Below are 20,033 nucleotides of genomic sequence, written 5' to 3'. Positions count from 1 at the left end.
TAGGTTTTTTTTGACGAAATATGTAGTAATAAGTGAGGTGAGTTATGCGTAAGAAATTAAACACGTTATTAAAGTATGTAGTGAAACACAATGCCAGTGATGTTCATTTTCTACTGGAAAAAGGAAAACTAAAGATAAAGGTACGGGGGTTGCAGGGTTTTATAGCAATTCAGGATAAGAAATTGAATGATACTTTATTTCATTATTTGAAGTTTACAGCTAATCTTGATTTAGGGAATTCTCTATTACCTCAAAGTGGAAACTTCTCTTATATTTATAAAAATAAAGAATTACATTTTCGATTTTCTTACTTGCGTACATTACAATCACAGTCCGGAGTGCTAAGAGTATTGAATAATCATCCTAAAATAGAAATTGATCAACTGAGTAAAGAGAAGAAACAAAATGATATATTTCACTCATGGACAAATTTTCGCAGTGGTTTAATTCTGGTAAGTGGGCCAACCGGTAGTGGTAAGAGTACAACATTACATGCTGTATTAGAGATGATAGCAGAAAGAGAACAATTGAATGTAATTAGTCTGGAAGATCCAGTAGAAATTAAAAGTGATAACTATCTGCAACTTCAGATTAATGAACGATTAAATTTTGATTATCGTGAAGGTATTAAACAACTGCTAAGACATGATCCTGACGTAATTATGATTGGTGAGATCAGAGATGAAGAAACTGCAAAGATGTTGATAAGAAGTGCATTGAGTGGGCATATGATCTTTACAACCATTCATGCGAAAAGTTGTAAAGAAGCATTATTACGGTTAGAGGAGTTTGGTATTTCAAAACTTGATTTAAAAGAAACGGTAACTGGTGTAACAAATCAGAGAATCTTTAAATCAAAAGATAGTGAAAGTAGAGTCTGCATCTATGAAATATTAGAAAAGGAGGATTTAAAGGAAGTGTTAGAGAGTAATACACTTCCAAAGGGATATGCTGATATTAAAACAAAGATTAAAAATGCAGTTAGCAAAGGCTGGATTGATAAAGAATCCGCACAAAGTGACATTATCACTTAATATAACGCAATGGATGTATTTTGCACAGTTGATTTCAAAAGGGTACTCCTTACACCATGCATTGCAGTTGTTGAATAAGGATGATGAACATATTCTTATTGCAATCGAACAAGGAGAATCAATTGAGAAGATTATTGAAGACAGTTGTAAGGGGCGTTTAAAAGTATTTGTTACATTCTTCTTAAATACTACAAGTATTGCTAACGCACTACAATGTGCAATAGCAATGTATCAGTTTGAACAAGACATTCGAAAGAAACTAATCAAACAAACTGCTTATCCATTGTTTATTCTTGTTGTTTCTTTCTTCTCAGTAATTATGTTTTCCAATGTAATTATTCCTCAGTTGATTCAAAATTTCGAAGTTGATGGAAGTGTTATATTTGAAATAGTTTCATTAATCAATTATTTATCACTAATTTTGCTTGGAGTACTACTACTTTTAATTGTTTTAGTTGTACTGTGTAAATTGTCAAAGAAACTAATGTATTCGGTTGGTTTAATCTTTGTTCGTTATGTTGGGATTATTAGAGAGTGGATGTCTTATTATCTCAGCAATTATTTAATTGAATTAGATAAACATGGAATGAGTACAAAGCATGCATTTCAGTTTCTTCAGAATGTGAATGATCAACCATTATTGTTTATTGTAGTTAAGAAAATCTATTATGATCTGCAGAATGGGGTTGAGATGATGGAATCGATTCAAAATAATCCAATGATTTCAAAGAACTTTAAGTTACACTTTACCCTTGGTTCTTCAACAAATACATTTCGTGATTCCTTAATTACATATAGAGATTTACAAGAAAAGCAATGGATGAATCAGATTAGAAAAGTTAGTGTTTTGGTTCAACTCATCTCGTATAGTTTTGTAGGTATATTAGTTATATGTGTATATCAGATAATGCTGGTTCCATTACAAATGTTAGAAAGGATGTGAGGAACTTGAAGAAGGGATTTACGATTTTAGAAATGATTATTGTATTAACAATTATTGCATTAATATTTTTGCTTACATTACCACAAATACAGCAGAAAAAAGAAGTAATTGATAACAAAGGGTGTGAAGCATTGGTGGAAGTTGTAAACTCGCAGATATTGTTGTATGAAGTAGAAACATTAGAGACACCATCAAGTATTGATCAGCTTATCAACAAGGGATATTTAAAAGATAGTCAGAGACGTTGTCCAGATGGAGAGACAATAACTATCCAAGGTGGAGAAGCAAGTGCGAGTAAATAGGGAAGGATTTACTTTGATTCAGACGCTGTTTGTATTTGTTATTATTGGCAGTATTGCAGTTCTGATTCCATCACAAGTAAACAGCAAAGTATTATTAAGATTTGAATGTGAGAAACTGAAAGATTATTTGCTACAGGCACAGATTGAAGCAATTGAAAATAAGGAACAGGTAGTCGTTAACATTGAAGGAAGCAGTATTATGATTAATGAACGTACAATAAGCTTATCCAACAGTACTATGTGTACTACTCATGAAATCAGTTTTAATGAAAGAGGGAATGTGAATATGGCTCAAACAATTCTATGTAAAAGTGCAGATAGTCAAAAAGAAGTTGTAATTAATCTTGGAAGTGGGAATATTTATGTTAAATAGAAAAGGGTTTATTATGATGGAGTCAATTTTATTGTTTCAGATTACAGTTATTTTAATTATGGTTATCAGTGCTTCTATAAAAGGAATTACACATATAAAAACAACAGAGATTGATTATTCTAATGATGAGGAATGCATACGTGAAGTATTCTACAAAGAAATCGAATAATAAGGGTTTTACCCTAATAGAGACAATATTAGGGTTACTTGTGGTATCTATATCAGTATTGCTAATTAGTGGTTATTTACAGCTTGTTAGTAAAATTGATTATGACTTTCATTATGGTGAAGATGAGGTAAGTATTCGTCAATTGCGTTTAATTTATGTATTATCATCGTCAATAACGATTGATGATCAACGAGTTTGCTTCGACTATATGAATAATGAATTATGTTTGTATCAAAAAGATGATAAGTTAATTCTTACCCCAGGATACCAGGTGTTTATGAAAGATTTAAAATCGGTTATTTTTTCTCGTTATGATAATTGTCTCTATCTACAGTATCATCATAAAAATCAAACAGAAGAAAAGCGAGTGATTGGATGTGAATAAAAAAGGATTTATAAGTATTTATGGAATTATGTTATTATCCATATGTATGGGGTTTACTTCAATGTTGTATGTGAAAGCAAAGTCAATTAGAGTTGAAAATGAAAATCTTGCATATGCAGAGTTGTATGCAATTCATCAGATAAAGTTATCTATGAGATCATATGAAGAAGATACAGAGGAGATATTTGAGGAAGAAGAAAGTTTTGATGAGTTTGAAGATGAAGAGGAAATAGTAGTTGAAGCCAAAGAATTGTATTATGATAGTTTTAAAATCTTAATTACACCTGAAATAGAATCATATACTATTCAAATATATGATGGCGGTCAACTAAAGATTTATTCACAACTTAGATATGATTCAAGTAATCATAAAATTATTAGTTATGATTATTTATAGGTGTACAGCAAAAATGCTTGACACCTATTCTTATTGTGTTATACTAAGTGAGGAATAAAAGGAGAATTAATAAAATGGCTGTTAAATTAAGATTAAAAAGAATGGGTAAAAAAGGATATGCTTACTACAGAATCGTTGCTGCTGATTCAAGAAGTCCTCGTGATGGAAGAATTATTGAAGCGATTGGAACATATAATCCTAACAATAACCCTGCAGAAATTACAATTGATGAAGAATTAGCTTTGAAATGGTTAAGAAATGGTGCACAACCATCAGATACTGTAAGAAGTATGTTGTCAAAAAACGGAATTATGAAGAAAATTCACGACGAAAAATTTTCTAAATAATTTATGAATTACGAAAAAACAATTTTAGATCTCATTACACCAATCGTTGATGATAAAGATAGTCTGTCAGTTAAAGTAATGTCAACATTAAATGAAAATGAGGTTTTGCTACATGTATATGCGAATTCAGATGATGTTGCTCGTTTAATTGGTCGTCGTGGAATGATGGCGAGTAGTATTCGTCAGATGATGTCGATAGCATCACGTAAAGAAAACAAAATGATTACAATTAAATTTGAATCATACTAGGATGCTTAGCATCCTTTTTTTAGGAGTATAATATGGATAAAATTAAAGTTGGAATTATAGTGAATACACATGGACTTAAAGGGGAATTGAAAATTAAATCTTTAAGTGATTTTAATGATGAACGATTTAAAAAAGGAAATGAGTTAATTTTGTTGTTTCAAAATAAAGAAATAATTTTAAAAGTTAAGACATATCGTGAACATAAAGATATGGTATTGGTTACTTTTGATGGTTTTGAAGATATTAATAAAGTAGAGATTTGGAAGGGAAGCGAGTTGTATATTGATCGTAATAATATTGAGGAATTAGATGAAGGTTATTATTTCTTTGAATTAAAGGGGTGTTCGGTTTATGATCAGGATGATAATCTGCTAGGTGAAGTAGAAGATGTTATTGATACAGCTGCAAATCCAATATTACGGATCAACAAGACGATTCTGGTTCCATATGTTGATCAATTTATTAAGAATGTGGATATAGAAAATAAACGAATTGATATTGAAGTGATTGAGGGACTGTTATGAAAATAACGGTACTGACATTATTTCCGGAGTTCTTTGATTCTTTTACAAATACATCTATTATTAAAAGAGCAATTGATAATAAGCATGTTGATTTCAGTAGTGTTAACTTTCGTGACTATACCTTAGATAAACACAATAATGTAGATGATACTGTTTGTGGTGGTGGAGCAGGGATGTTATTAACTTGTCAGCCAATTGTTGATGCAATTAAAGCAAACCGTCAAAAAGACACAAAAGTTATTATGATGACGCCACAGGGAGCGCCATTAAACCAACAGAAAGTACATGAATTAGCGCAAAGTGATGATGTTATAGTCTTGTGTGGTCATTATGAAGGTTTTGATGAACGTATTCGCAGTTATGTGGATGAAGAGATATCAATTGGAGATTATGTGTTAACTGGTGGTGAAACAGCTGCTGTGGTACTTTGTGATGCGATGATTCGTTTGCACGATGGTGTTATTACTACAACAAGTCATGAGGATGATTCATATGAAAATGGATTATTGGAATACCCTCAATACACACGTCCAATTGAGTTTGAAGGACAGAAAGTTCCTGATATCTTATTGAGTGGCCATCATGAAAATATTCGTAAATGGCGTTTGAAAGAATCTATTCGTAAAACCTATTTGCGTCGACCAGATTTATTAGACAAGAAAGAGTTAAATAAAGAAGAAAGTAAGCTCTTATCAGAAGTAATTGAAGAAGAGAAGATGAAGTAATTATAAATGTAATTCATCACTTGTTATTGAAAAATAATGAAAGTGATGAATTTTTCTTTCATTATTTTCATTATTCATTGACAAAGTTTTCAGAATATCATAGTATAAACATAAATAAAACAAAAACGAAGAAGTGAAATAGTAAGTTTTTATTGGCATGCAGAGATGCTATGGTTGGTGAAAATAGCACAAGATAAAAACTGAATACATCATGGAGTTAGATACCGAATACAATTGTTAGTAGGCTATCTTGGTTAACAACCATTACCCTGTAAGTTTGTACTTGTGAGATGATATAGCTAACTATATCAAACAGAGGTGGTACCGCGGCTTAGTCGTCCTCTATTGGAGGACTTTTTTTGTTTTACGGAAGAAAAAAATATTATGAGAGGAGAAGTGTATGAAGAAAGTATATAAGCTATTATTAGCATTAAGTATGTGTACAGTAATTGTTGGATGTAGCGATGGTGATGACACAGCAGATGGAGAGAAAACACTAAAGGTTGGAGTTATTCAATATGCTGAGCATCCTGCGTTAGACCAGGCATATGAAGGTTTTATTGATGGTTTGAAGGATGAAGGATATGTTGATGGTGAGAACATCAGTATTGATTTTAAGAATGCTCAAGGAGATGCATCTACTCCGGAAACAATTGCTAATAAATTAGTAAACGATGGAAATGATTTAATTTACGCAATCGCAACACCTGCAGCACAGGCAGTTGCTCAAAAGACTTCAGATATTCCAATTGTTATTTCGGCAGTTACAGATCCTGAAAACTCTGGATTGGTTACTTCTAATGATAAACCTGGAGGAAATGTAACGGGGACAAGCGATTTAACACCTGTAGAAGAACAAATTGATTTGTTGACACAATTGCTTCCAGATGCAAAAACAGTAGCAGTTATGTATACAAATGCTGAGGATAACTCTAGATTCCAAGCCGATTTAGCAAAGAAAGCAATTGAGGCTGCTGGATTAGAATATACAGAAGCAAAAGTATCTGATTTAAGTCAGATTCAACAAGTTACTCAATCTTTAGTTGGTAAAGTGGATGCAATCTATATTCCAACAGATAATATGATGGCAGAAGGTATGAGTACAATTTCAATGGTAGCAAGCGAAAATGACTTGCCATGTATTGTTGGTGAAAGTGGTATGGTTACCAATGGTGGTTTAGCTACTTATGGTATTGATTACTACAACCTGGGATATTTATCAGGAGTTCAAGCTGCTAAAATATTAAATGGTGATGCAAAACCTGCTGATATGCCAATTGAGTATCTGGCTGCAGAAGATTGTGAACTTACAATCAACAAAAAGGTTGCTGATGAATTAGGAATTACAATTCCAAAGGAATTATTAGATAAAGCAACTATTATTGAAGAATAGGAGTATATATGACAGGTTTATTTTTATCGATTCAAGATGCAATCAGCCAAGGAATTCTTTGGGGAATTATGGCACTTGGTGTATATGTTACATTTCGAATCTTAGATATTGCAGATTTGACTGTAGATGGTAGTTTTGCTACTGGAGGTGCAACCTGTGCTATTTTAATTACGAATGGTGTATCACCAGTACTAGCAATTATTGGTGCAATACTTACTGGGTTTGCTGCAGGATTAATTACTGGAGTATTAATTACCAAATTTGAGATACCTGCAATTCTGGCAGGAATACTGACCCAGATTGGATTGTATTCCATTAATATGCGGATTATGGGAGAACGTTCAAATCTTCCACTGCTTCAAAGTGATACAATTATTAAATCATTGAGTAGTATGACAGGACTAAGTACGGCACATACAACACTCGCAATAGGAATTATTATTGTAATTTTTATTGTTGGTGTTTTGTACTGGTTCTTTGGAACTGAAATTGGTTCTGCTATTCGTGCAACTGGTAATAATGAAAAAATGGTATCTGCACTAGGAGTGAATATTAATACTACAAAGATTATTGGTTTGATGATCAGTAATGGACTTATTGCGTTATCTGGAGCTTTGGTTACCCAATCTCAAGGATACGCAGATGTGAAGATGGGAACCGGTGCAATTGTTATTGGTTTAGCTTCGATTGTAATTGGTGAGGTTTTATTTGGGCGCAAACAGAGTTTTGCTGTACGTCTAATTTCAATTGCTGTAGGTTCAGCAATCTATCGAATTATTATCGCAATCGTATTAGAACTTGGCTTGAACACTGATGATTTGAAATTATTAACAGCAATTCTAGTAGGAGTTGCCCTCACAATACCAGTATTACTAAATAAACAGAAACAAGTACGTATGTATAAAAAGTTGACAGGAAAGGAGTCTGAACATGCTTAAGATAAAAGGAGTAAGTAAGACTTTCAATATGGGGACAGTCAACGAAAAGAAAGCACTAAATAAAATTGATTTACAGTTAGAAGAAGGAGACTTTGTAACCGTAATTGGTGGAAATGGTGCAGGTAAAAGTACCATTCTAAATATGATTGCTGGAGTATATCCAATTGATTGTGGATATATTTATATTGAAGATGAAAATATTTCATTGTATCCGGAATACAAACGCAGTAAATTAATTGGACGAGTATTTCAAGATCCAATGATGGGAACTGCAGCCGATATGGAAATTCAGGAGAACCTTGCAATGGCAAATCGTCGTGGATTTGGGCGAGGTTTAAAATGGGGAATCAAAGGCAACGAAAAAGAGATGTTCAAAGAAAAGTTAAGGAAATTAGAACTTGGACTGGAAGATCGGATGTCTTCAAAAGTAGGACTTCTGTCTGGTGGTCAACGTCAGGCATTAACCCTTCTTATGGCAACATTGCAGAAACCAAAACTATTATTGCTTGATGAACATACAGCTGCTCTAGATCCAAAGACTGCAAAAAAGGTGCTTCAGATTACAAAAGAGATTGTTGAAGCGGATCAGCTTACTACATTAATGGTTACACATAATATGAAAGACGCCATTACATATGGTAATCGCTTGATTATGTTTCATGAAGGAGAAATTATTTTTGATATTCGTGGAGAAGAGAAAAGTAAGCTAAAAGTTTCTGATCTACTACAGATGTTTGAAAATGCTGTAGGAGAAGAAATGGATAACGATACATTGCTGTTATCAAAAGATTAAAAGAAATAAGATTGATTGCTATTGATATAGTATCAATCTTATTTTTTTGTTATTTAATACAAAACAGGCTAAAATAAAGGATATTTTCAAATTTACCATTTACAACAGGTTTGAATTTTGTTATTATATATAAGCCTGTTGGCTACACGGTTCCGCTAACATTGATTATGAGCCAGGTGTATAACGAAGAAAAGGAGAACGAAAATGAATTTAAATTTAGTTAATGAAGTTACAAAGTCTCAGTTGAAAAGTGATATTCCTGAGTTCAGAAGTGGATGTACAGTAAAAGTCCACGTTAGAATTAAAGAGGGTGACAAATCAAGAATCCAGATTTTTGAAGGTGTTGTTGTCGCTAAAAAAGGTGGAGGAATTGCAGAAACTTTCACAGTTCGTAAAATCTCTAACCAAATCGGAGTAGAAAGAACTTTCCCAGTTCATTCACCAATCATCGATAAGATTGAAGTAACTCGTCGTGGTAAAGTTAGAAGAAATAAATTACGTTACTTAAAAGGACGTAGTGGTAAAGCTGCACGTATTAAAGAAATTCGTTAAAAAAGCAACAATCTTGTTGTTTTTTTTTCTAGCAAATGAAGTAGTATGAGAGTATAATGTTGATATAGGTGATAATAGTGGAAGAAAAGTTGAAAAAAGAAACGAAAAAAGAATCGTTAAAAATAGAAATACTAGATTTTGTAAGAATGATACTAATATGTTTTGTATTTGTTTTTTTATGCGTTAAATTTGTTTTTCGTCCAGTAACAGTGGATGGTAGTAGTATGTATCCTACTTTGGTTGATAAAGAGTTTGGGTTCTCAAATGTGTTTTCAACATTTGTTAGTGATCCCGAACGTTTTGAGGTTGTAGTTGCATATTATGAACCAACAGATAAACTGTGGGTAAAACGAGTAATTGGATTACCTGGTGAAAAAGTAGAATACAAAGATGATAAGCTTTATATCAACGATGAATATGTAGAAGAAACATTCTTTGATGAAGAATATGTAAATAGTGTGACAAACAATGGCGAAAGTATTTTCACAGGTGATTTTGGGCCTTATTATTTAGGTGAGGACGAATACTTCCTGATGGGTGATAATCGTCAGGTATCAAAAGATTCCAGAGTTGTTGGTCCTTTCACCAAAGAAGATATTGTAAGTAAGTATGTATTAGTGCTTTATCCATTTGATAAGATAGGAATTATATCCGATGGCACAAAGTAAATTAAACATTCAGTGGTTCCCAGGACATATGACAAAAGCAAAGCGAGAGATGCAAAGCAAGCTCTCGCTTGTTGATATGGTCATAGAGTTAAGAGATGCTCGTATTCCTAACGCAAGCAAGAATCCTCTAATTGATGAAATCATCCAACAGAAGCCCAGGTTGATTGTTTTAACCAAGATTGATAAAGCACAAAGTGATATGACAAAACAATGGATGAAGGCACTGGAAAATGAGACAACCAAAGTTATTGGACTTAATGTACTAAAGGATAACTGTTCTAAAATCATTACTCAGGCAGTAATGGAGTTAATGAAGGAAAAACGTGATCGTCAGATTCGTAAAGGAATGAATCCAAGAGCAGTACGTTGTATGGTATGTGGGATTCCTAATGTAGGGAAAAGTACATTGATTAACCGTATTGCTTCCAAGAAAGTATTGGAGACTGGAAATCGTCCAGGAGTCACAAAGAATACTCGTTGGGTAAAGGTAAATAAAGAAATTGAGCTATTGGATACTCCTGGAGTACTATGGCCTAAATTTGATGATGAAGAAATTGGTGTTTTATTAGCTGTGACAGGTGCAATTCGTGATCAGGTGTTACCACTTGAAGAAATTGCTTACTTTGCCTTAAAGTTTATGAAAGAGCATTTCCCTCGACAACTTATAGAAGTATATGGTATTGAATTAGTTGATAATAATTATAAGCAGTTTTTAGAGATTGGAAGAAAAAAAGGTTTTCTGATTAAAGGAAACGAAGTTGATTATAATCGTACAATTGAAACCTTTTTAAAGGATATTCGTGACAATCGATTCGGACCTATTACATGGGAGATATATCATGAAATGTGCGAATGAGTTTGAAAAAAAATACTTTGACATGGGCTACAATGTCATTTTAGGTATTGATGAAGCAGGTAGAGGGCCTTTGGCTGGACCATTAGTAGTTGCGGGTGTATGCTTTCCTAAAGGGTATACGCATGAAGAGATATATGACTCAAAGAAGATATCCGAAAAGAAACGTGAGTTACTTTATGATGTTATCCTTGAAGAATCTATTTATCATAAAATTCTTATTATTGATGAAGAAGTTATTGATAAACTGAATATTTATCAGGCAACAAAAAAAGCAATGATGGATATCGCAAATGATTGTGAAATGGCAGATGTTGTACTAAGCGATGCAATGCCTTTTGAGATTGAAGGTAAAATAGTTGAGCCTTTAGTAAAAGGTGATCAGAAAAGTGTAAATATTGCTGCTGCAAGTATTTTAGCGAAAGTTACAAGAGATCGTATCATGTGTGAATTTGATAAACAATATCCAGAGTATGGATTTGCGAAACACAAAGGATATCCAACCAAACAACATCTAGAAGCATTGAAACAATATGGTGTATTGGAAATCCATCGTAAAAGTTTTGGACCAGTTGCACAGATGAGACAATTAAGTTTTGACTTTGATGAATAGTCAAGATATTATAATAAATATAAAGGGGTATTACATGATATGGAAGCAAAGATGAAGAAAGAGACAAAAAAAGAGAATATTAAAATTGAGATACTGGATTTTATCCGTCTAATTTTAATATGTTTTGTATTTTCTTTTCTATGCATTAAGTTTGTATTTCGTCCAGTAACAGTAGAAGGAAATAGTATGTATCCAACCTTGATTGATCAGGAACGTGGATTCTCAAATGTATTCTCTACTTATGTAAGTGATATAAAACGATTTGAAGTTGTAGTTGTAAATTATGAACCAAATGATGATCGTTGGGTAAAACGTGTAGTTGGTTTACCTGGTGAAAAGGTAGAATATAAAAATAATAAACTTTATATTAATGATGAATTTGTTGAAGAAGATTTCTTTGATGAAGCCTATGTGAATGAAAAAACAAATAATGGACAAATTATATTTTCCAGAGATTATGGACCTTATCAACTTGGAGATGACGAATATTTTCTAGTTGGTGATAATCGAATTGTATCTTATGATTCTCGTGAAGTAGGTCCATTTAAGAAAGAAGATATTGTAAGTAAATATGTTCTTGTACTATATCCATTTGATAAAATTGGAGTTGTATCAAGTGATAATCAATAAAGATTTGTGGAAACACGAATCTTTTTTAGGTAAATTATAATTTATTAACTATATATTATTGAGGTGATATAGTGAGAGAGCGATTACTTTATTATGCAATAAGATATAGTGGTGACTATAATAAGATACGAAAAGCAATTGATTGTAACGAAAAGTACACAAAGACAGTTTATGATGGGAATTATATTTGTATTTGTGACAAAGATTATCCAAATATTCTAAAAGAGTTGAAAAATCCTCCATATGTGTTATTTTATGAAGGAGATTTATCTTTACTATATAAGGATGCAGTTAGCGTAGTAGGAAGTAGAGATATTACTCGATTAGGAAAATCCTATATTGAATTATTAATGAAGTATATAAATAAAGAATATGTAATTATTAGTGGAATGGCAAAAGGAGTCGATGGTTTTACTCATAACCTAGCACTTACAAGTCATAGAACAATTGGTGTAATTGGTTGTGGACTTGATATTGCTTATCCATCAGAAAACAATGAGTTATATAAAAGAATGAAAAAGGATCAATTATTAATTAGTGAGTACCCCAAAGGTGTAAAACCTTATGCATGGCATTTTCCAATGCGTAATCGTATAATTGCAGCACTTGGCAAGTGTTTAGTAGTTATTGAAGCAAAGAAGCGAAGTGGTACGTTATTAACTGTAAACGAAGCCTTAGAACTTGATAGAGAAGTCTTTTGTTTTCCATATCCATTTATTGAAAATGAGGTAAGTGGATGCAATTTGCTGATTGAATCGGGAGCAAGCGTAATAGTTGACATCTCAACCATGAAAGAGTTATAAAGGTTGACAAATAAGAAATGTGAAGATAATATGTTCTAGAACCGGAGGATTTTATGAAAAAACTAGTTATTGTGGAATCACCTTCAAAATCAAAAACGATTGAAAAATATTTGGGAAAAGATTTTAACGTGGTATCAAGTAAAGGTCATATCAGGGATTTAGCCACATCTGGGAAAGATGGATTGGGGATTGATGTTGAGAATGACTTTACACCTACATATAAAATAAGTAAAGATAAAAAAGATGTAGTTAAACAATTAAAAGAATTAGCTAAGAAGAGCGATGAAGTATATCTTGCAAGTGACCCTGACCGTGAGGGAGAAGCAATTTCTTGGCATTTAGCAAGTGAATTAGGATTAGATATGGACGATAAGAATCGTATTGTATTTAATGAAATAACAAAACCTGCAATCTTGGAAGCATTTGAACATCCAAGAGTAATTGATCAGGGATTGGTACATTCACAAGAAGCAAGAAGAATGGTTGACCGTATCATTGGGTTTAAACTATCGAAACTTCTTCAAAATAAGATTAAGTCAAAATCTGCAGGGCGTGTGCAATCTGTTGCTTTACGTCTGATTGTTGAAAGAGAAAAAGAAATTCGTGCTTTTAAAAGTGAAGAGTATTGGACAATTGAAGCATTGGTTAAAAAGAAACAAAATGAATTTATTGCTGAACTAAAGAAATATAAAGGTAAAAAAGCAAAAATTTCAAATAAAGATGAAAGTGATGCAATTATTGCAGCATGTGATGGTGAATACAAAGTCACTGATATTGAAAAGAAAGTAAAGAAAAAGCAATCAAAGATGCCTTTTATTACTTCTACACTTCAACAGGAAGCATCTACAAAGTTAAACTTCAGTGCGAAGAAAACAATGCAAGTTGCACAAAAGTTGTATGAAGGGGTAGAAATTGAGACTGGAGTTGAAGGGTTAATCTCATATATGAGAACTGACTCAACTCGTTTAAGTGATATGTTTATTGATGCTACTTTTAACTATATTAAAAATGAATATGGGAAAGAGTATGTTGGAACTGCACGTCAGAAAAAAGTGGAAGGATCACAAGACGCCCATGAAGCATGTCGTCCTACTGATATCACTCGTACACCAGAAGCAATTAAACAATACCTTACAAATGATCAATATCGTTTATATAAATTGATTTATGCACGTACACTTGCATCATTAATGGCACCTGCTAAGAGTGATAGTGTAAATGTAACAATTATTAATAATGAATGTGAATTCAGTGCAAACGGTAATGTATTAACATTTGATGGATACTTAAAAGTGTATGGACCTTATGAATCTACAAAAGATGAATTACTACCTACAATGGAAGTAGGAGAAATTCTGGACAATGTAACATTAGAAGGTAAACAACACTTTACAGAGCCTCCAAAGCGTTATAGTGAAGCTAGATTAATCAAAGAGATGGAAGAACAAGGAATTGGTCGTCCTTCAACTTATGCAATGATTATTGATACACTTCAAGCAAGAGGGTATGCAGAACTTAAAAAGCAAACAGAAACAGGAAAGACTAGAGTATTCTTTCCAACGGAACAAGGAGAACTTACGGATACTAAACTTCAAGAGTTCTTTGAAAGTTTAATTAATGTTAAATATACTGCAGCAATGGAAGAAGACTTAGATGCAATTGCTGTTGGTGAAAAAGATATGGTGAAAGAGTTAAGAGACTTTTATAACCGTTTCCAACCTTTATTGGAAAAAGCATATGATGAAATGGAAAAAATCGAACCAGAAAAAACAGGAGAGAAGTGTCCTGAATGTGGTAGTGATATGGTAATCCGTAATGGACGCTATGGTAAGTTTGAAGCTTGTAGCAATTATCCTGAGTGTAAACACATCAAACAGGATGAAAGTGAAAAGATTGATGAAACATGTCCAAACTGTGGTGGACCATTAGTAAAAAAACGTGGACGTTTTGGAGAATTCTATGCTTGTGCAAATTATCCAGAATGTAAGTATATTAAATCAGATAAGACTCCACCAGAAAAAACAGGTGAAATGTGTCCAGAGTGTGGCAAAGAACTTGTAAAGAGAAAATCACGTTATGGAAAATTCTTTATTGGATGTAGTGGATACCCAAAATGTCGTTACATTAAGAAGGAAGAAAAGCCTGAAGGTGAAGAGACTGAGAAAAAAGAGGAAAAATAATGGAAGAAGTAATTGTAATTGGAGCGGGACTCGCAGGAAGCGAAGCTTGCTGGCAGTTAGTGAACCGTGGGATTAAAGTAAAACTTTATGAAATGCGACCAAAGAAAATGACACCTGCACATCAAAGTGATGGTTTTGCAGAATTAGTGTGTTCAAATTCACTACGTTCTAATTCATTAAACAATGCCGTTGGAATCATGAAAGAAGAGTTGAGAATTCTCAACTCTTTAGTTATGAAATCGGCTGATAAACATCAGGTTCCTGCAGGAAGTGCTTTAGCAGTAGATCGTCAGGGATTTTCAAAGTACATTACAGATGAACTTCGCAATCATCCACTTGTGGAAGTGATTGAAGATGAATTAACATCAATTCCTGATGGGAATGTAATTGTGGCAACCGGACCACTTACCAGTGATGAACTGAGTAAAGATATTCAGAAGTTGTTTGATGAAGAACAATTGTACTTTTATGATGCAGCAGCACCAATTGTTGAGAAAGACAGCATTAACTTTAGTAAAGCGTATTTTAAATCGCGTTATGATAAAGGTGATGCTGATTATATCAACTGTCCAATGAGTAAAGAAGAGTTTGAAAAATTCTATGATGCATTAATTCATGCGGAGGTTGTAAAACCAAAAGAATTTGAAGAACAATACTTTGAAGGATGTATGCCATTTGAAGAAATGGCAAGAAGAGGTGAGAAGACTCTTTTGTTTGGACCAATGAAACCAGTTGGATTAGAAAAGGATGAAGATCATCGTCCATATGCAGTTGTACAACTGCGTCAGGATGATGCAGCGGCTACTCTCTATAATATTGTAGGATTTCAAACCCATTTAAAATGGGGAGAACAAAAACGTATCTTATCAATGATTCCAGGTTTGGAAAATGTAAACATTGTACGTTATGGGGTTATGCACCGTAATACGTATTTATGTGCACCAAGATGTTTAAAGCCAACGTATCAATCTAATAAACGAGATAATCTGTTCTTTGCAGGACAGATGTGTGGGGTTGAAGGATATGTTGAATCATGTGCAAGTGGATGCTTGGCTGGTATCAACATGGCTAGACTACTAAAGAATGAAGAACTAATTGAACTGCCACCAACAACTGCAATTGGTGCGCAGGCTTATTATATTACACATACCAATCCAAAATATTTCCAGCCAATGAATGCTAATTTTGGAATTATGCAGCTGGAAGGTAAGGTTAAGAAAAAAGAACGTAAAGAAGCATTTGCGAAACAAGCAATTGAAACAATGAATAAGATTAAGGAAGAGTATTCGCTATGAATGAGCTGCTTGAACGATTTTTAAACTATGTAAATCAACGAAACTCAGGTTCAGCTCATACTAATGATGCGTATCGTCGTGACATTGAAGAGTTTATCGAGTTTTTGAATAGTGAAGGTATTAGTGACTTTAATGAGGTTGACCGTATTGTTGTCAGCAACTATATCGTTGCATTACGTAATCGTTCAACCAGACAGGGCGCACTAAAGAACAGCAGTATTTCAAGAAAACTATCATCACTACGTTCCTTTTTTGCTTATCTTAATGAATATGTTGGAATAACTAATAATCCATTTCATTACATAAAAGCACCTAAAGCTACTAAAAAGATTCCAGAGTTTCTATTTTATGATGAAGTTGACCAGTTATTATCTGGGATTGACTGCAGTAGTGATGAAGGAATTCGTAATCGTGCATTATTTGAATTAATGTATGCATGTGGCTTGCGTGTGAGTGAAGCAGTGGATTTGCAGTTAGAGAATATCGATTTCGATGAGATGCTAGTATTTGTAACAGGGAAAGGTGATAAACAGCGAGTTGTACCTTTCTATGAAGAAGTTGGAGAATTACTACAGGACTACTTAAAAAAAGTTCGATTGAAATGGGTAGGGGATCCAAAGATGAAAAATGTCTTTGTGAATCAGCGAGGTAAACAACTTACTTCACGAGGTATACAATATCTATTAGATAAAGAAGCAAAGAAAAGTCTATTGACGATGAATATTCATCCTCATATGTTACGACACAGCTTTGCAACTCATCTGCTGGATAATGGGGCAGACCTTCGTATTGTACAGGAATTATTAGGTCACAGTTCATTGTCAACAACCCAAATTTACGTTCATGTAACACAAGAAAAACTAAAGAAAACATACAATGAAGCACATCCACGCTCAAAAATGTAAGGGATATGCAGGTTTTTTCAATGTTTTCTTGTATTTTGATAGTGTTTATGATAGTATATACAAGCGCGTAATCGCGCAAATACACACATCATGGATTTGCTGATCCGTGCTCTAGCGGGAAAGAACCTAGCGAAAATGAGTTATCAGCTTTTGAAGTGATGGCGGACTAACGGAGAGTGAGGAATTATTTTATGTCAATCGTTTCAATGAGACAATTATTAGAAGCAGGTGTACATTTCGGACACCACACAAGAAAATGGAACCCAAAAATGAAACCATATATTTATGGATCAAGAAATGGTGTTTACATTATTAACTTAGAAGACACAATGAAACAAATCGATGTTGCTTATGCTGCATTAAAAGAAATCGCTGAAAAAGGTGGTAAAGTTTTATTTGTTGGAACTAAGAAACAAGCACAAGGAACTATCGTAGAGGAAGCTTTACGTTCAGGAAGTTTCTATGTTAACCAAAGATGGTTAGGTGGATTATTAACTAACTACCGTACAATTCAAAAAAGAGTTAAACGTTTGGTAGAAATCGAAGAGATGGAATCAAGCGGATTAATCGAAGTATACACTAAGAAAGAACAAGCACAATACCGTAAACAAAAAGCTCGTTTAGAAAACTTCTTAGGTGGAATTAAGGAAATGAAAAAACTTCCAGATGCATTATTTGTAATTGACCCAAGAGAAGAACACAATGCAGTTGCTGAAGCTAAGAAATTAGGTATCCCTGTATTTGCAATGATCGATACAAACTGTGATCCAGAAGAAGTAGATTTCCCAATCGCATCAAATGATGATGCTATGCGTTCAATCAAATTAATGGTTACATTAATGGCGGATGCAATTGTTGAAGCAAAAGGTGGATTATTATCAGTTGCTCACAGTTGTGCTAATGATACTGAACCAGATGTTACAATGGCTGATGTTATTGTTAATGTTGAAGAACAAATTGCTGAAAACGAAAGAAGAAGACGTCAAAAATACGAAGAAAGACGTGCTCGTTTCAACAAACGTAACAACAACGACAACAGAAGAGGTAACAACAGACCTTACGTAAAAAGAGATGACAACAGATCAACAGATAACAGATCAGAAACAAGAACTGATTCTAAACCAGCAGAGGTGAAAACTGAAGCGAAACCAGCTGAAGTAAAAGAAGAAGCACCAAAGACTGAAACAACTGTTGAAGAATAAGAATTAAAAAAAGAGAAAGGAGCTGACAGATATGAATATTACTGCTAGCATGGTAAAAGAATTAAGAGAAAAAACTGGTGCAGGAATGATGGACTGTAAAAAAGCCCTTCAAGAATGTGACGGAGATATGGAAAAAGCAATCGATTGGTTGCGTGAAAAAGGAATTGCAAAAGCTGCAAAGAAATCAGGTAGAATTGCTGCTGAAGGATTAACTAGAGTTGCTGTTGAAGGTAACACAGGTGTTGTATTCGAAGTAAACTCAGAAACTGACTTTGTTGCTAAGAATGATCAATTCATTGAATTGTTAGATACAATTCAAACTGTATTACTTGCTGCTAAGCCAGCTGACGAAGCTGCTGCATTAGCATTGGATGTAAATGGTGATACATTAGAAACAGTAATAGCTAACGCTACTGCTACAATCGGAGAAAGAATTTCTTTCAGAAGAGTAGCGGTTATTGAAAAATCAGATGATGAAACATTTGGTTCATACATGCACATGGGTGGAAAAATTTCTGCACTTGTTGTATTAAAAGGTGGAAATGCTGAAGTAGCGAAAGATATTGCTATGCAGGTAGCTTCAATGGCTCCTCAATATATTTCTCGTGACCACATGCCACAAGACTTTATTGATCATGAAAAATCAATTCAGTTAGAAATTCTTAAAAACGACGAATCTTTGAACTCGAAACCAGAAAACGTACTAAAAGGTATTGTTGAAGGTAGACTTTCAAAATCATTACAAGATGTAAGTTTAATTGATCAAGTATTCTTTAAGAATCCAGATCAAAAAGTTGCTCAATTCTTGAAAGAAGCAAATGCTGAAGTTGTAACATTTGTTCGCTACGTAGTTGGTGAAGGAATTGAAAAACGTGAAGAAAACTTTGCTGAAGAAGTAATGAGTCAAATTTCAGGAAAATAGTCGCTTAATAAAGCGACTTTTTTTTAGGAATAGACAATAATCATGTTTTTAGCGTAGAAATAGATACGTAAATCATGTATAATTTAATATGGATTAGATAATCAAGTAAGGAAGGTTTAAAAATGTATAATCGTGTTCTATTAAAATTGAGTGGTGAAGCTCTATCTTCATCTGAAAATGCATTCGATCCTAAGGTATTGTCAAAACTTGCTGAAGAACTAAAAGAAGTTCATGATTCAGGTGTTGATCTTGCAATTGTGGTTGGTGGAGGAAACTTCATTCGTGGTAAAATTGTTGAACAGATGGGAATTGATCGTGTTCAGGCAGACTACATGGGAATGCTAGGAACTGTAATTAATGCAATTGCAGTACAAAATTCACTTGAACAAATCGGAGTACCTACTCGTGTTCAGACAGCGATTGAAATGCAAAAAGTTGCTGAACCTTTTATTGTCAGAAGAGCAGTACGTCACCTTGAAAAAGGAAGAGTAGTAATCTTTGGAGCTGGTACTGGTTCACCATACTTCTCAACGGATACTACAGCAGCTCTTAGAGCTTCTGAAATCAAAGCTGATGTAATCTTAATGGCAAAGAATGGTGTTGATGGTGTATATGATTCAGATCCGAAAAAGAATCCGGATGCGAAGAAATACGAAAAGTTAACATACATGGATTTATTGAATCAAGGTCTGCAAGTTATGGACTCTACTGCAACTAGTATGTGTATGGACAATGACATTGATTTAATTGTATTCAATATGAATGAAAGAAGAAACATTTTAAAAGCTGTTCAAGGAAAAGGAAATGGAACAGTTATATCTAAGAAAGGAGAATAGTT

26 protein-coding genes and 1 other annotated feature are annotated in these 20,033 nt (G+C 33.5%); all 26 genes read left to right on the top strand.

Translation table 11 applies throughout. The features are described from left to right. Nucleotides 1-44 precede the first annotated feature (44 nt). The 26 genes from J2S15_RS18415 to pyrH all read left to right on the top strand — a co-directional run bounded on the left by J2S15_RS18415 (nt 45) and on the right by pyrH (nt 20,031). Nucleotides 45-1,034, top strand: a complete 990-nt coding sequence (locus tag J2S15_RS18415; RefSeq protein ID WP_307411270.1) for an ATPase, T2SS/T4P/T4SS family — start codon at nt 45-47, stop codon at nt 1,032-1,034. Next, nucleotides 976-1,977, top strand: a complete 1,002-nt coding sequence (locus tag J2S15_RS18410) for a type II secretion system F family protein (RefSeq protein WP_307411267.1) — start codon at nt 976-978, stop codon at nt 1,975-1,977. Before J2S15_RS18415 ends, J2S15_RS18410 begins: the two co-directional genes overlap by 59 nt. Next, a complete protein-coding gene (gene comGC / locus J2S15_RS18405; protein WP_307411399.1) occupies nt 1,974-2,279 on the top strand; it encodes a competence type IV pilus major pilin ComGC in 306 nt (101 codons plus the stop codon). The genes J2S15_RS18410 and comGC overlap by 4 nt, the downstream gene beginning before the upstream one ends. After that, a complete protein-coding gene (locus J2S15_RS18400) occupies nt 2,266-2,652 on the top strand; it encodes a hypothetical protein (RefSeq protein ID WP_307411265.1) in 387 nt (128 codons plus the stop codon). The genes comGC and J2S15_RS18400 overlap by 14 nt, the downstream gene beginning before the upstream one ends. Next, entirely contained in the window at nt 2,642-2,821 is a 180-nt protein-coding gene (locus J2S15_RS18395; RefSeq protein WP_307411263.1) for a hypothetical protein, read from the top strand. The genes J2S15_RS18400 and J2S15_RS18395 overlap by 11 nt, the downstream gene beginning before the upstream one ends. Beyond that, nucleotides 2,793-3,206 carry a prepilin-type N-terminal cleavage/methylation domain-containing protein gene (locus J2S15_RS18390; RefSeq protein WP_307411260.1) on the top strand — a complete coding sequence of 138 codons (414 nt, stop codon included), beginning with the start codon at nt 2,793-2,795 and terminating at the stop codon, nt 3,204-3,206. The genes J2S15_RS18395 and J2S15_RS18390 overlap by 29 nt, the downstream gene beginning before the upstream one ends. Further along, the gene (locus J2S15_RS18385; protein WP_307411257.1) at nt 3,199-3,603 is read left to right on the top strand and encodes a hypothetical protein; all 405 of its coding nucleotides are present in this window, start codon (nt 3,199-3,201) and stop codon (nt 3,601-3,603) included. Before J2S15_RS18390 ends, J2S15_RS18385 begins: the two co-directional genes overlap by 8 nt. A gap of 74 nt (nt 3,604-3,677) precedes the next feature. Next, nucleotides 3,678-3,950, top strand: coding sequence for a 30S ribosomal protein S16 (rpsP, locus tag J2S15_RS18380; RefSeq protein WP_307411255.1), 273 nt, complete (start codon nt 3,678-3,680; stop codon nt 3,948-3,950). 3 nt (nt 3,951-3,953) lie between these two features. Next, nucleotides 3,954-4,199 (top strand): KH domain-containing protein, encoded by a 246-nt coding sequence (locus J2S15_RS18375; RefSeq protein ID WP_307411252.1) that lies wholly within the window; start codon nt 3,954-3,956, stop codon nt 4,197-4,199. Nucleotides 4,200-4,231: 32 nt separating this feature from the next. Beyond that, nucleotides 4,232-4,723, top strand: a complete 492-nt coding sequence (rimM, locus tag J2S15_RS18370) for a ribosome maturation factor RimM (RefSeq protein ID WP_307411250.1) — start codon at nt 4,232-4,234, stop codon at nt 4,721-4,723. Next, a complete protein-coding gene (gene trmD / locus J2S15_RS18365; RefSeq protein ID WP_307411247.1) occupies nt 4,720-5,448 on the top strand; it encodes a tRNA (guanosine(37)-N1)-methyltransferase TrmD in 729 nt (242 codons plus the stop codon). The genes rimM and trmD overlap by 4 nt, the downstream gene beginning before the upstream one ends. 119 nt (nt 5,449-5,567) lie before the next feature. After that, nucleotides 5,568-5,794, top strand: a binding site (T-box leader). A 54-nt stretch (nt 5,795-5,848) separates the two neighbouring features. Further along, the gene (locus J2S15_RS18360; protein WP_307411245.1) at nt 5,849-6,841 is read left to right on the top strand and encodes an ABC transporter substrate-binding protein; all 993 of its coding nucleotides are present in this window, start codon (nt 5,849-5,851) and stop codon (nt 6,839-6,841) included. An 8-nt stretch (nt 6,842-6,849) separates the two neighbouring features. Further along, the gene (locus tag J2S15_RS18355; RefSeq protein ID WP_307411242.1) at nt 6,850-7,779 is read left to right on the top strand and encodes an ABC transporter permease; all 930 of its coding nucleotides are present in this window, start codon (nt 6,850-6,852) and stop codon (nt 7,777-7,779) included. Further along, a complete protein-coding gene (locus J2S15_RS18350) occupies nt 7,772-8,572 on the top strand; it encodes an ABC transporter ATP-binding protein (protein ID WP_307411240.1) in 801 nt (266 codons plus the stop codon). Before J2S15_RS18355 ends, J2S15_RS18350 begins: the two co-directional genes overlap by 8 nt. Before the next feature lie 204 nt (nt 8,573-8,776). Next, nucleotides 8,777-9,124: a 50S ribosomal protein L19 gene (gene rplS / locus J2S15_RS18345; RefSeq protein ID WP_307411239.1), complete on the top strand. Its 348-nt coding sequence runs from the start codon at nt 8,777-8,779 to the stop codon at nt 9,122-9,124. A gap of 77 nt (nt 9,125-9,201) precedes the next feature. Continuing rightward, complete coding sequence (gene lepB, locus J2S15_RS18340; RefSeq protein ID WP_307411237.1) at nt 9,202-9,792, top strand: signal peptidase I; 591 nt, start codon at nt 9,202-9,204, stop codon at nt 9,790-9,792. Then, nucleotides 9,779-10,648 carry a ribosome biogenesis GTPase YlqF gene (gene ylqF, locus J2S15_RS18335; protein ID WP_307411234.1) on the top strand — a complete coding sequence of 290 codons (870 nt, stop codon included), beginning with the start codon at nt 9,779-9,781 and terminating at the stop codon, nt 10,646-10,648. Before lepB (J2S15_RS18340) ends, ylqF begins: the two co-directional genes overlap by 14 nt. Further along, nucleotides 10,632-11,258, top strand: coding sequence for a ribonuclease HII (gene rnhB, locus J2S15_RS18330; RefSeq protein ID WP_307411232.1), 627 nt, complete (start codon nt 10,632-10,634; stop codon nt 11,256-11,258). Before ylqF ends, rnhB begins: the two co-directional genes overlap by 17 nt. 39 nt (nt 11,259-11,297) lie before the next feature. Beyond that, nucleotides 11,298-11,888: a signal peptidase I gene (gene lepB, locus J2S15_RS18325; protein WP_307411229.1), complete on the top strand. Its 591-nt coding sequence runs from the start codon at nt 11,298-11,300 to the stop codon at nt 11,886-11,888. A 71-nt stretch (nt 11,889-11,959) separates the two neighbouring features. Then, a complete protein-coding gene (gene dprA, locus J2S15_RS18320) occupies nt 11,960-12,691 on the top strand; it encodes a DNA-processing protein DprA (protein ID WP_307411226.1) in 732 nt (243 codons plus the stop codon). 53 nt (nt 12,692-12,744) lie between these two features. Then, nucleotides 12,745-14,871 (top strand): type I DNA topoisomerase, encoded by a 2,127-nt coding sequence (gene topA, locus J2S15_RS18315; protein WP_307411223.1) that lies wholly within the window; start codon nt 12,745-12,747, stop codon nt 14,869-14,871. After that, nucleotides 14,871-16,166 carry a methylenetetrahydrofolate--tRNA-(uracil(54)-C(5))-methyltransferase (FADH(2)-oxidizing) TrmFO gene (gene trmFO, locus J2S15_RS18310; protein WP_307411220.1) on the top strand — a complete coding sequence of 432 codons (1,296 nt, stop codon included), beginning with the start codon at nt 14,871-14,873 and terminating at the stop codon, nt 16,164-16,166. The genes topA and trmFO overlap by 1 nt, the downstream gene beginning before the upstream one ends. Further along, on the top strand, nt 16,163-17,071 hold the full coding sequence (gene xerC / locus J2S15_RS18305) for a tyrosine recombinase XerC (RefSeq protein WP_307411216.1): 909 nt from the start codon (nt 16,163-16,165) through the stop codon (nt 17,069-17,071). Before trmFO ends, xerC begins: the two co-directional genes overlap by 4 nt. A 191-nt stretch (nt 17,072-17,262) precedes the next feature. Next, complete coding sequence (rpsB, locus tag J2S15_RS18300; RefSeq protein WP_307411213.1) at nt 17,263-18,273, top strand: 30S ribosomal protein S2; 1,011 nt, start codon at nt 17,263-17,265, stop codon at nt 18,271-18,273. A gap of 31 nt (nt 18,274-18,304) precedes the next feature. Continuing rightward, nucleotides 18,305-19,195 carry a translation elongation factor Ts gene (tsf, locus tag J2S15_RS18295; RefSeq protein ID WP_307411210.1) on the top strand — a complete coding sequence of 297 codons (891 nt, stop codon included), beginning with the start codon at nt 18,305-18,307 and terminating at the stop codon, nt 19,193-19,195. Nucleotides 19,196-19,317: 122 nt separating this feature from the next. Next, the gene (gene pyrH, locus J2S15_RS18290; protein ID WP_307411208.1) at nt 19,318-20,031 is read left to right on the top strand and encodes a UMP kinase; all 714 of its coding nucleotides are present in this window, start codon (nt 19,318-19,320) and stop codon (nt 20,029-20,031) included. Nucleotides 20,032-20,033: the final 2 nt, after the last annotated feature.

This window comes from Breznakia pachnodae (assembly GCF_030814225.1).
Taxonomy (GTDB): domain Bacteria; phylum Bacillota_I; class Bacilli_A; order Erysipelotrichales; family Erysipelotrichaceae; genus Breznakia; species Breznakia pachnodae.
Note: the sequence above shows the minus strand (reverse complement) of the source record. Positions and strands in the feature narration are given on the sequence as shown.

Excerpts from the sequence above, each read along its gene's own strand:
- J2S15_RS18415 (WP_307411270.1), top strand. The coding sequence starts at position 45 with ATGCGTAAGAAATTAAACACGTTATTAAAGTATGTAGTGAAACACAAT.
- J2S15_RS18410 (WP_307411267.1), top strand. The coding sequence starts at position 976 with ATGCAGTTAGCAAAGGCTGGATTGATAAAGAATCCGCACAAAGTGACA.
- J2S15_RS18395 (WP_307411263.1), top strand. The coding sequence starts at position 2,642 with ATGTTAAATAGAAAAGGGTTTATTATGATGGAGTCAATTTTATTGTTT.
- rpsP (WP_307411255.1), top strand. The coding sequence starts at position 3,678 with ATGGCTGTTAAATTAAGATTAAAAAGAATGGGTAAAAAAGGATATGCT.
- J2S15_RS18375 (WP_307411252.1), top strand. The coding sequence starts at position 3,954 with ATGAATTACGAAAAAACAATTTTAGATCTCATTACACCAATCGTTGAT.
- rimM (WP_307411250.1), top strand. The coding sequence starts at position 4,232 with ATGGATAAAATTAAAGTTGGAATTATAGTGAATACACATGGACTTAAA.
- trmD (WP_307411247.1), top strand. The coding sequence starts at position 4,720 with ATGAAAATAACGGTACTGACATTATTTCCGGAGTTCTTTGATTCTTTT.
- J2S15_RS18360 (WP_307411245.1), top strand. The coding sequence starts at position 5,849 with ATGAAGAAAGTATATAAGCTATTATTAGCATTAAGTATGTGTACAGTA.
- J2S15_RS18355 (WP_307411242.1), top strand. The coding sequence starts at position 6,850 with ATGACAGGTTTATTTTTATCGATTCAAGATGCAATCAGCCAAGGAATT.
- J2S15_RS18350 (WP_307411240.1), top strand. The coding sequence starts at position 7,772 with ATGCTTAAGATAAAAGGAGTAAGTAAGACTTTCAATATGGGGACAGTC.
- rplS (WP_307411239.1), top strand. The coding sequence starts at position 8,777 with ATGAATTTAAATTTAGTTAATGAAGTTACAAAGTCTCAGTTGAAAAGT.
- ylqF (WP_307411234.1), top strand. The coding sequence starts at position 9,779 with ATGGCACAAAGTAAATTAAACATTCAGTGGTTCCCAGGACATATGACA.
- rnhB (WP_307411232.1), top strand. The coding sequence starts at position 10,632 with ATGAAATGTGCGAATGAGTTTGAAAAAAAATACTTTGACATGGGCTAC.
- lepB (WP_307411229.1), top strand. The coding sequence starts at position 11,298 with ATGGAAGCAAAGATGAAGAAAGAGACAAAAAAAGAGAATATTAAAATT.
- topA (WP_307411223.1), top strand. The coding sequence starts at position 12,745 with ATGAAAAAACTAGTTATTGTGGAATCACCTTCAAAATCAAAAACGATT.
- trmFO (WP_307411220.1), top strand. The coding sequence starts at position 14,871 with ATGGAAGAAGTAATTGTAATTGGAGCGGGACTCGCAGGAAGCGAAGCT.
- xerC (WP_307411216.1), top strand. The coding sequence starts at position 16,163 with ATGAATGAGCTGCTTGAACGATTTTTAAACTATGTAAATCAACGAAAC.
- rpsB (WP_307411213.1), top strand. The coding sequence starts at position 17,263 with ATGTCAATCGTTTCAATGAGACAATTATTAGAAGCAGGTGTACATTTC.
- tsf (WP_307411210.1), top strand. The coding sequence starts at position 18,305 with ATGAATATTACTGCTAGCATGGTAAAAGAATTAAGAGAAAAAACTGGT.
- pyrH (WP_307411208.1), top strand. The coding sequence starts at position 19,318 with ATGTATAATCGTGTTCTATTAAAATTGAGTGGTGAAGCTCTATCTTCA.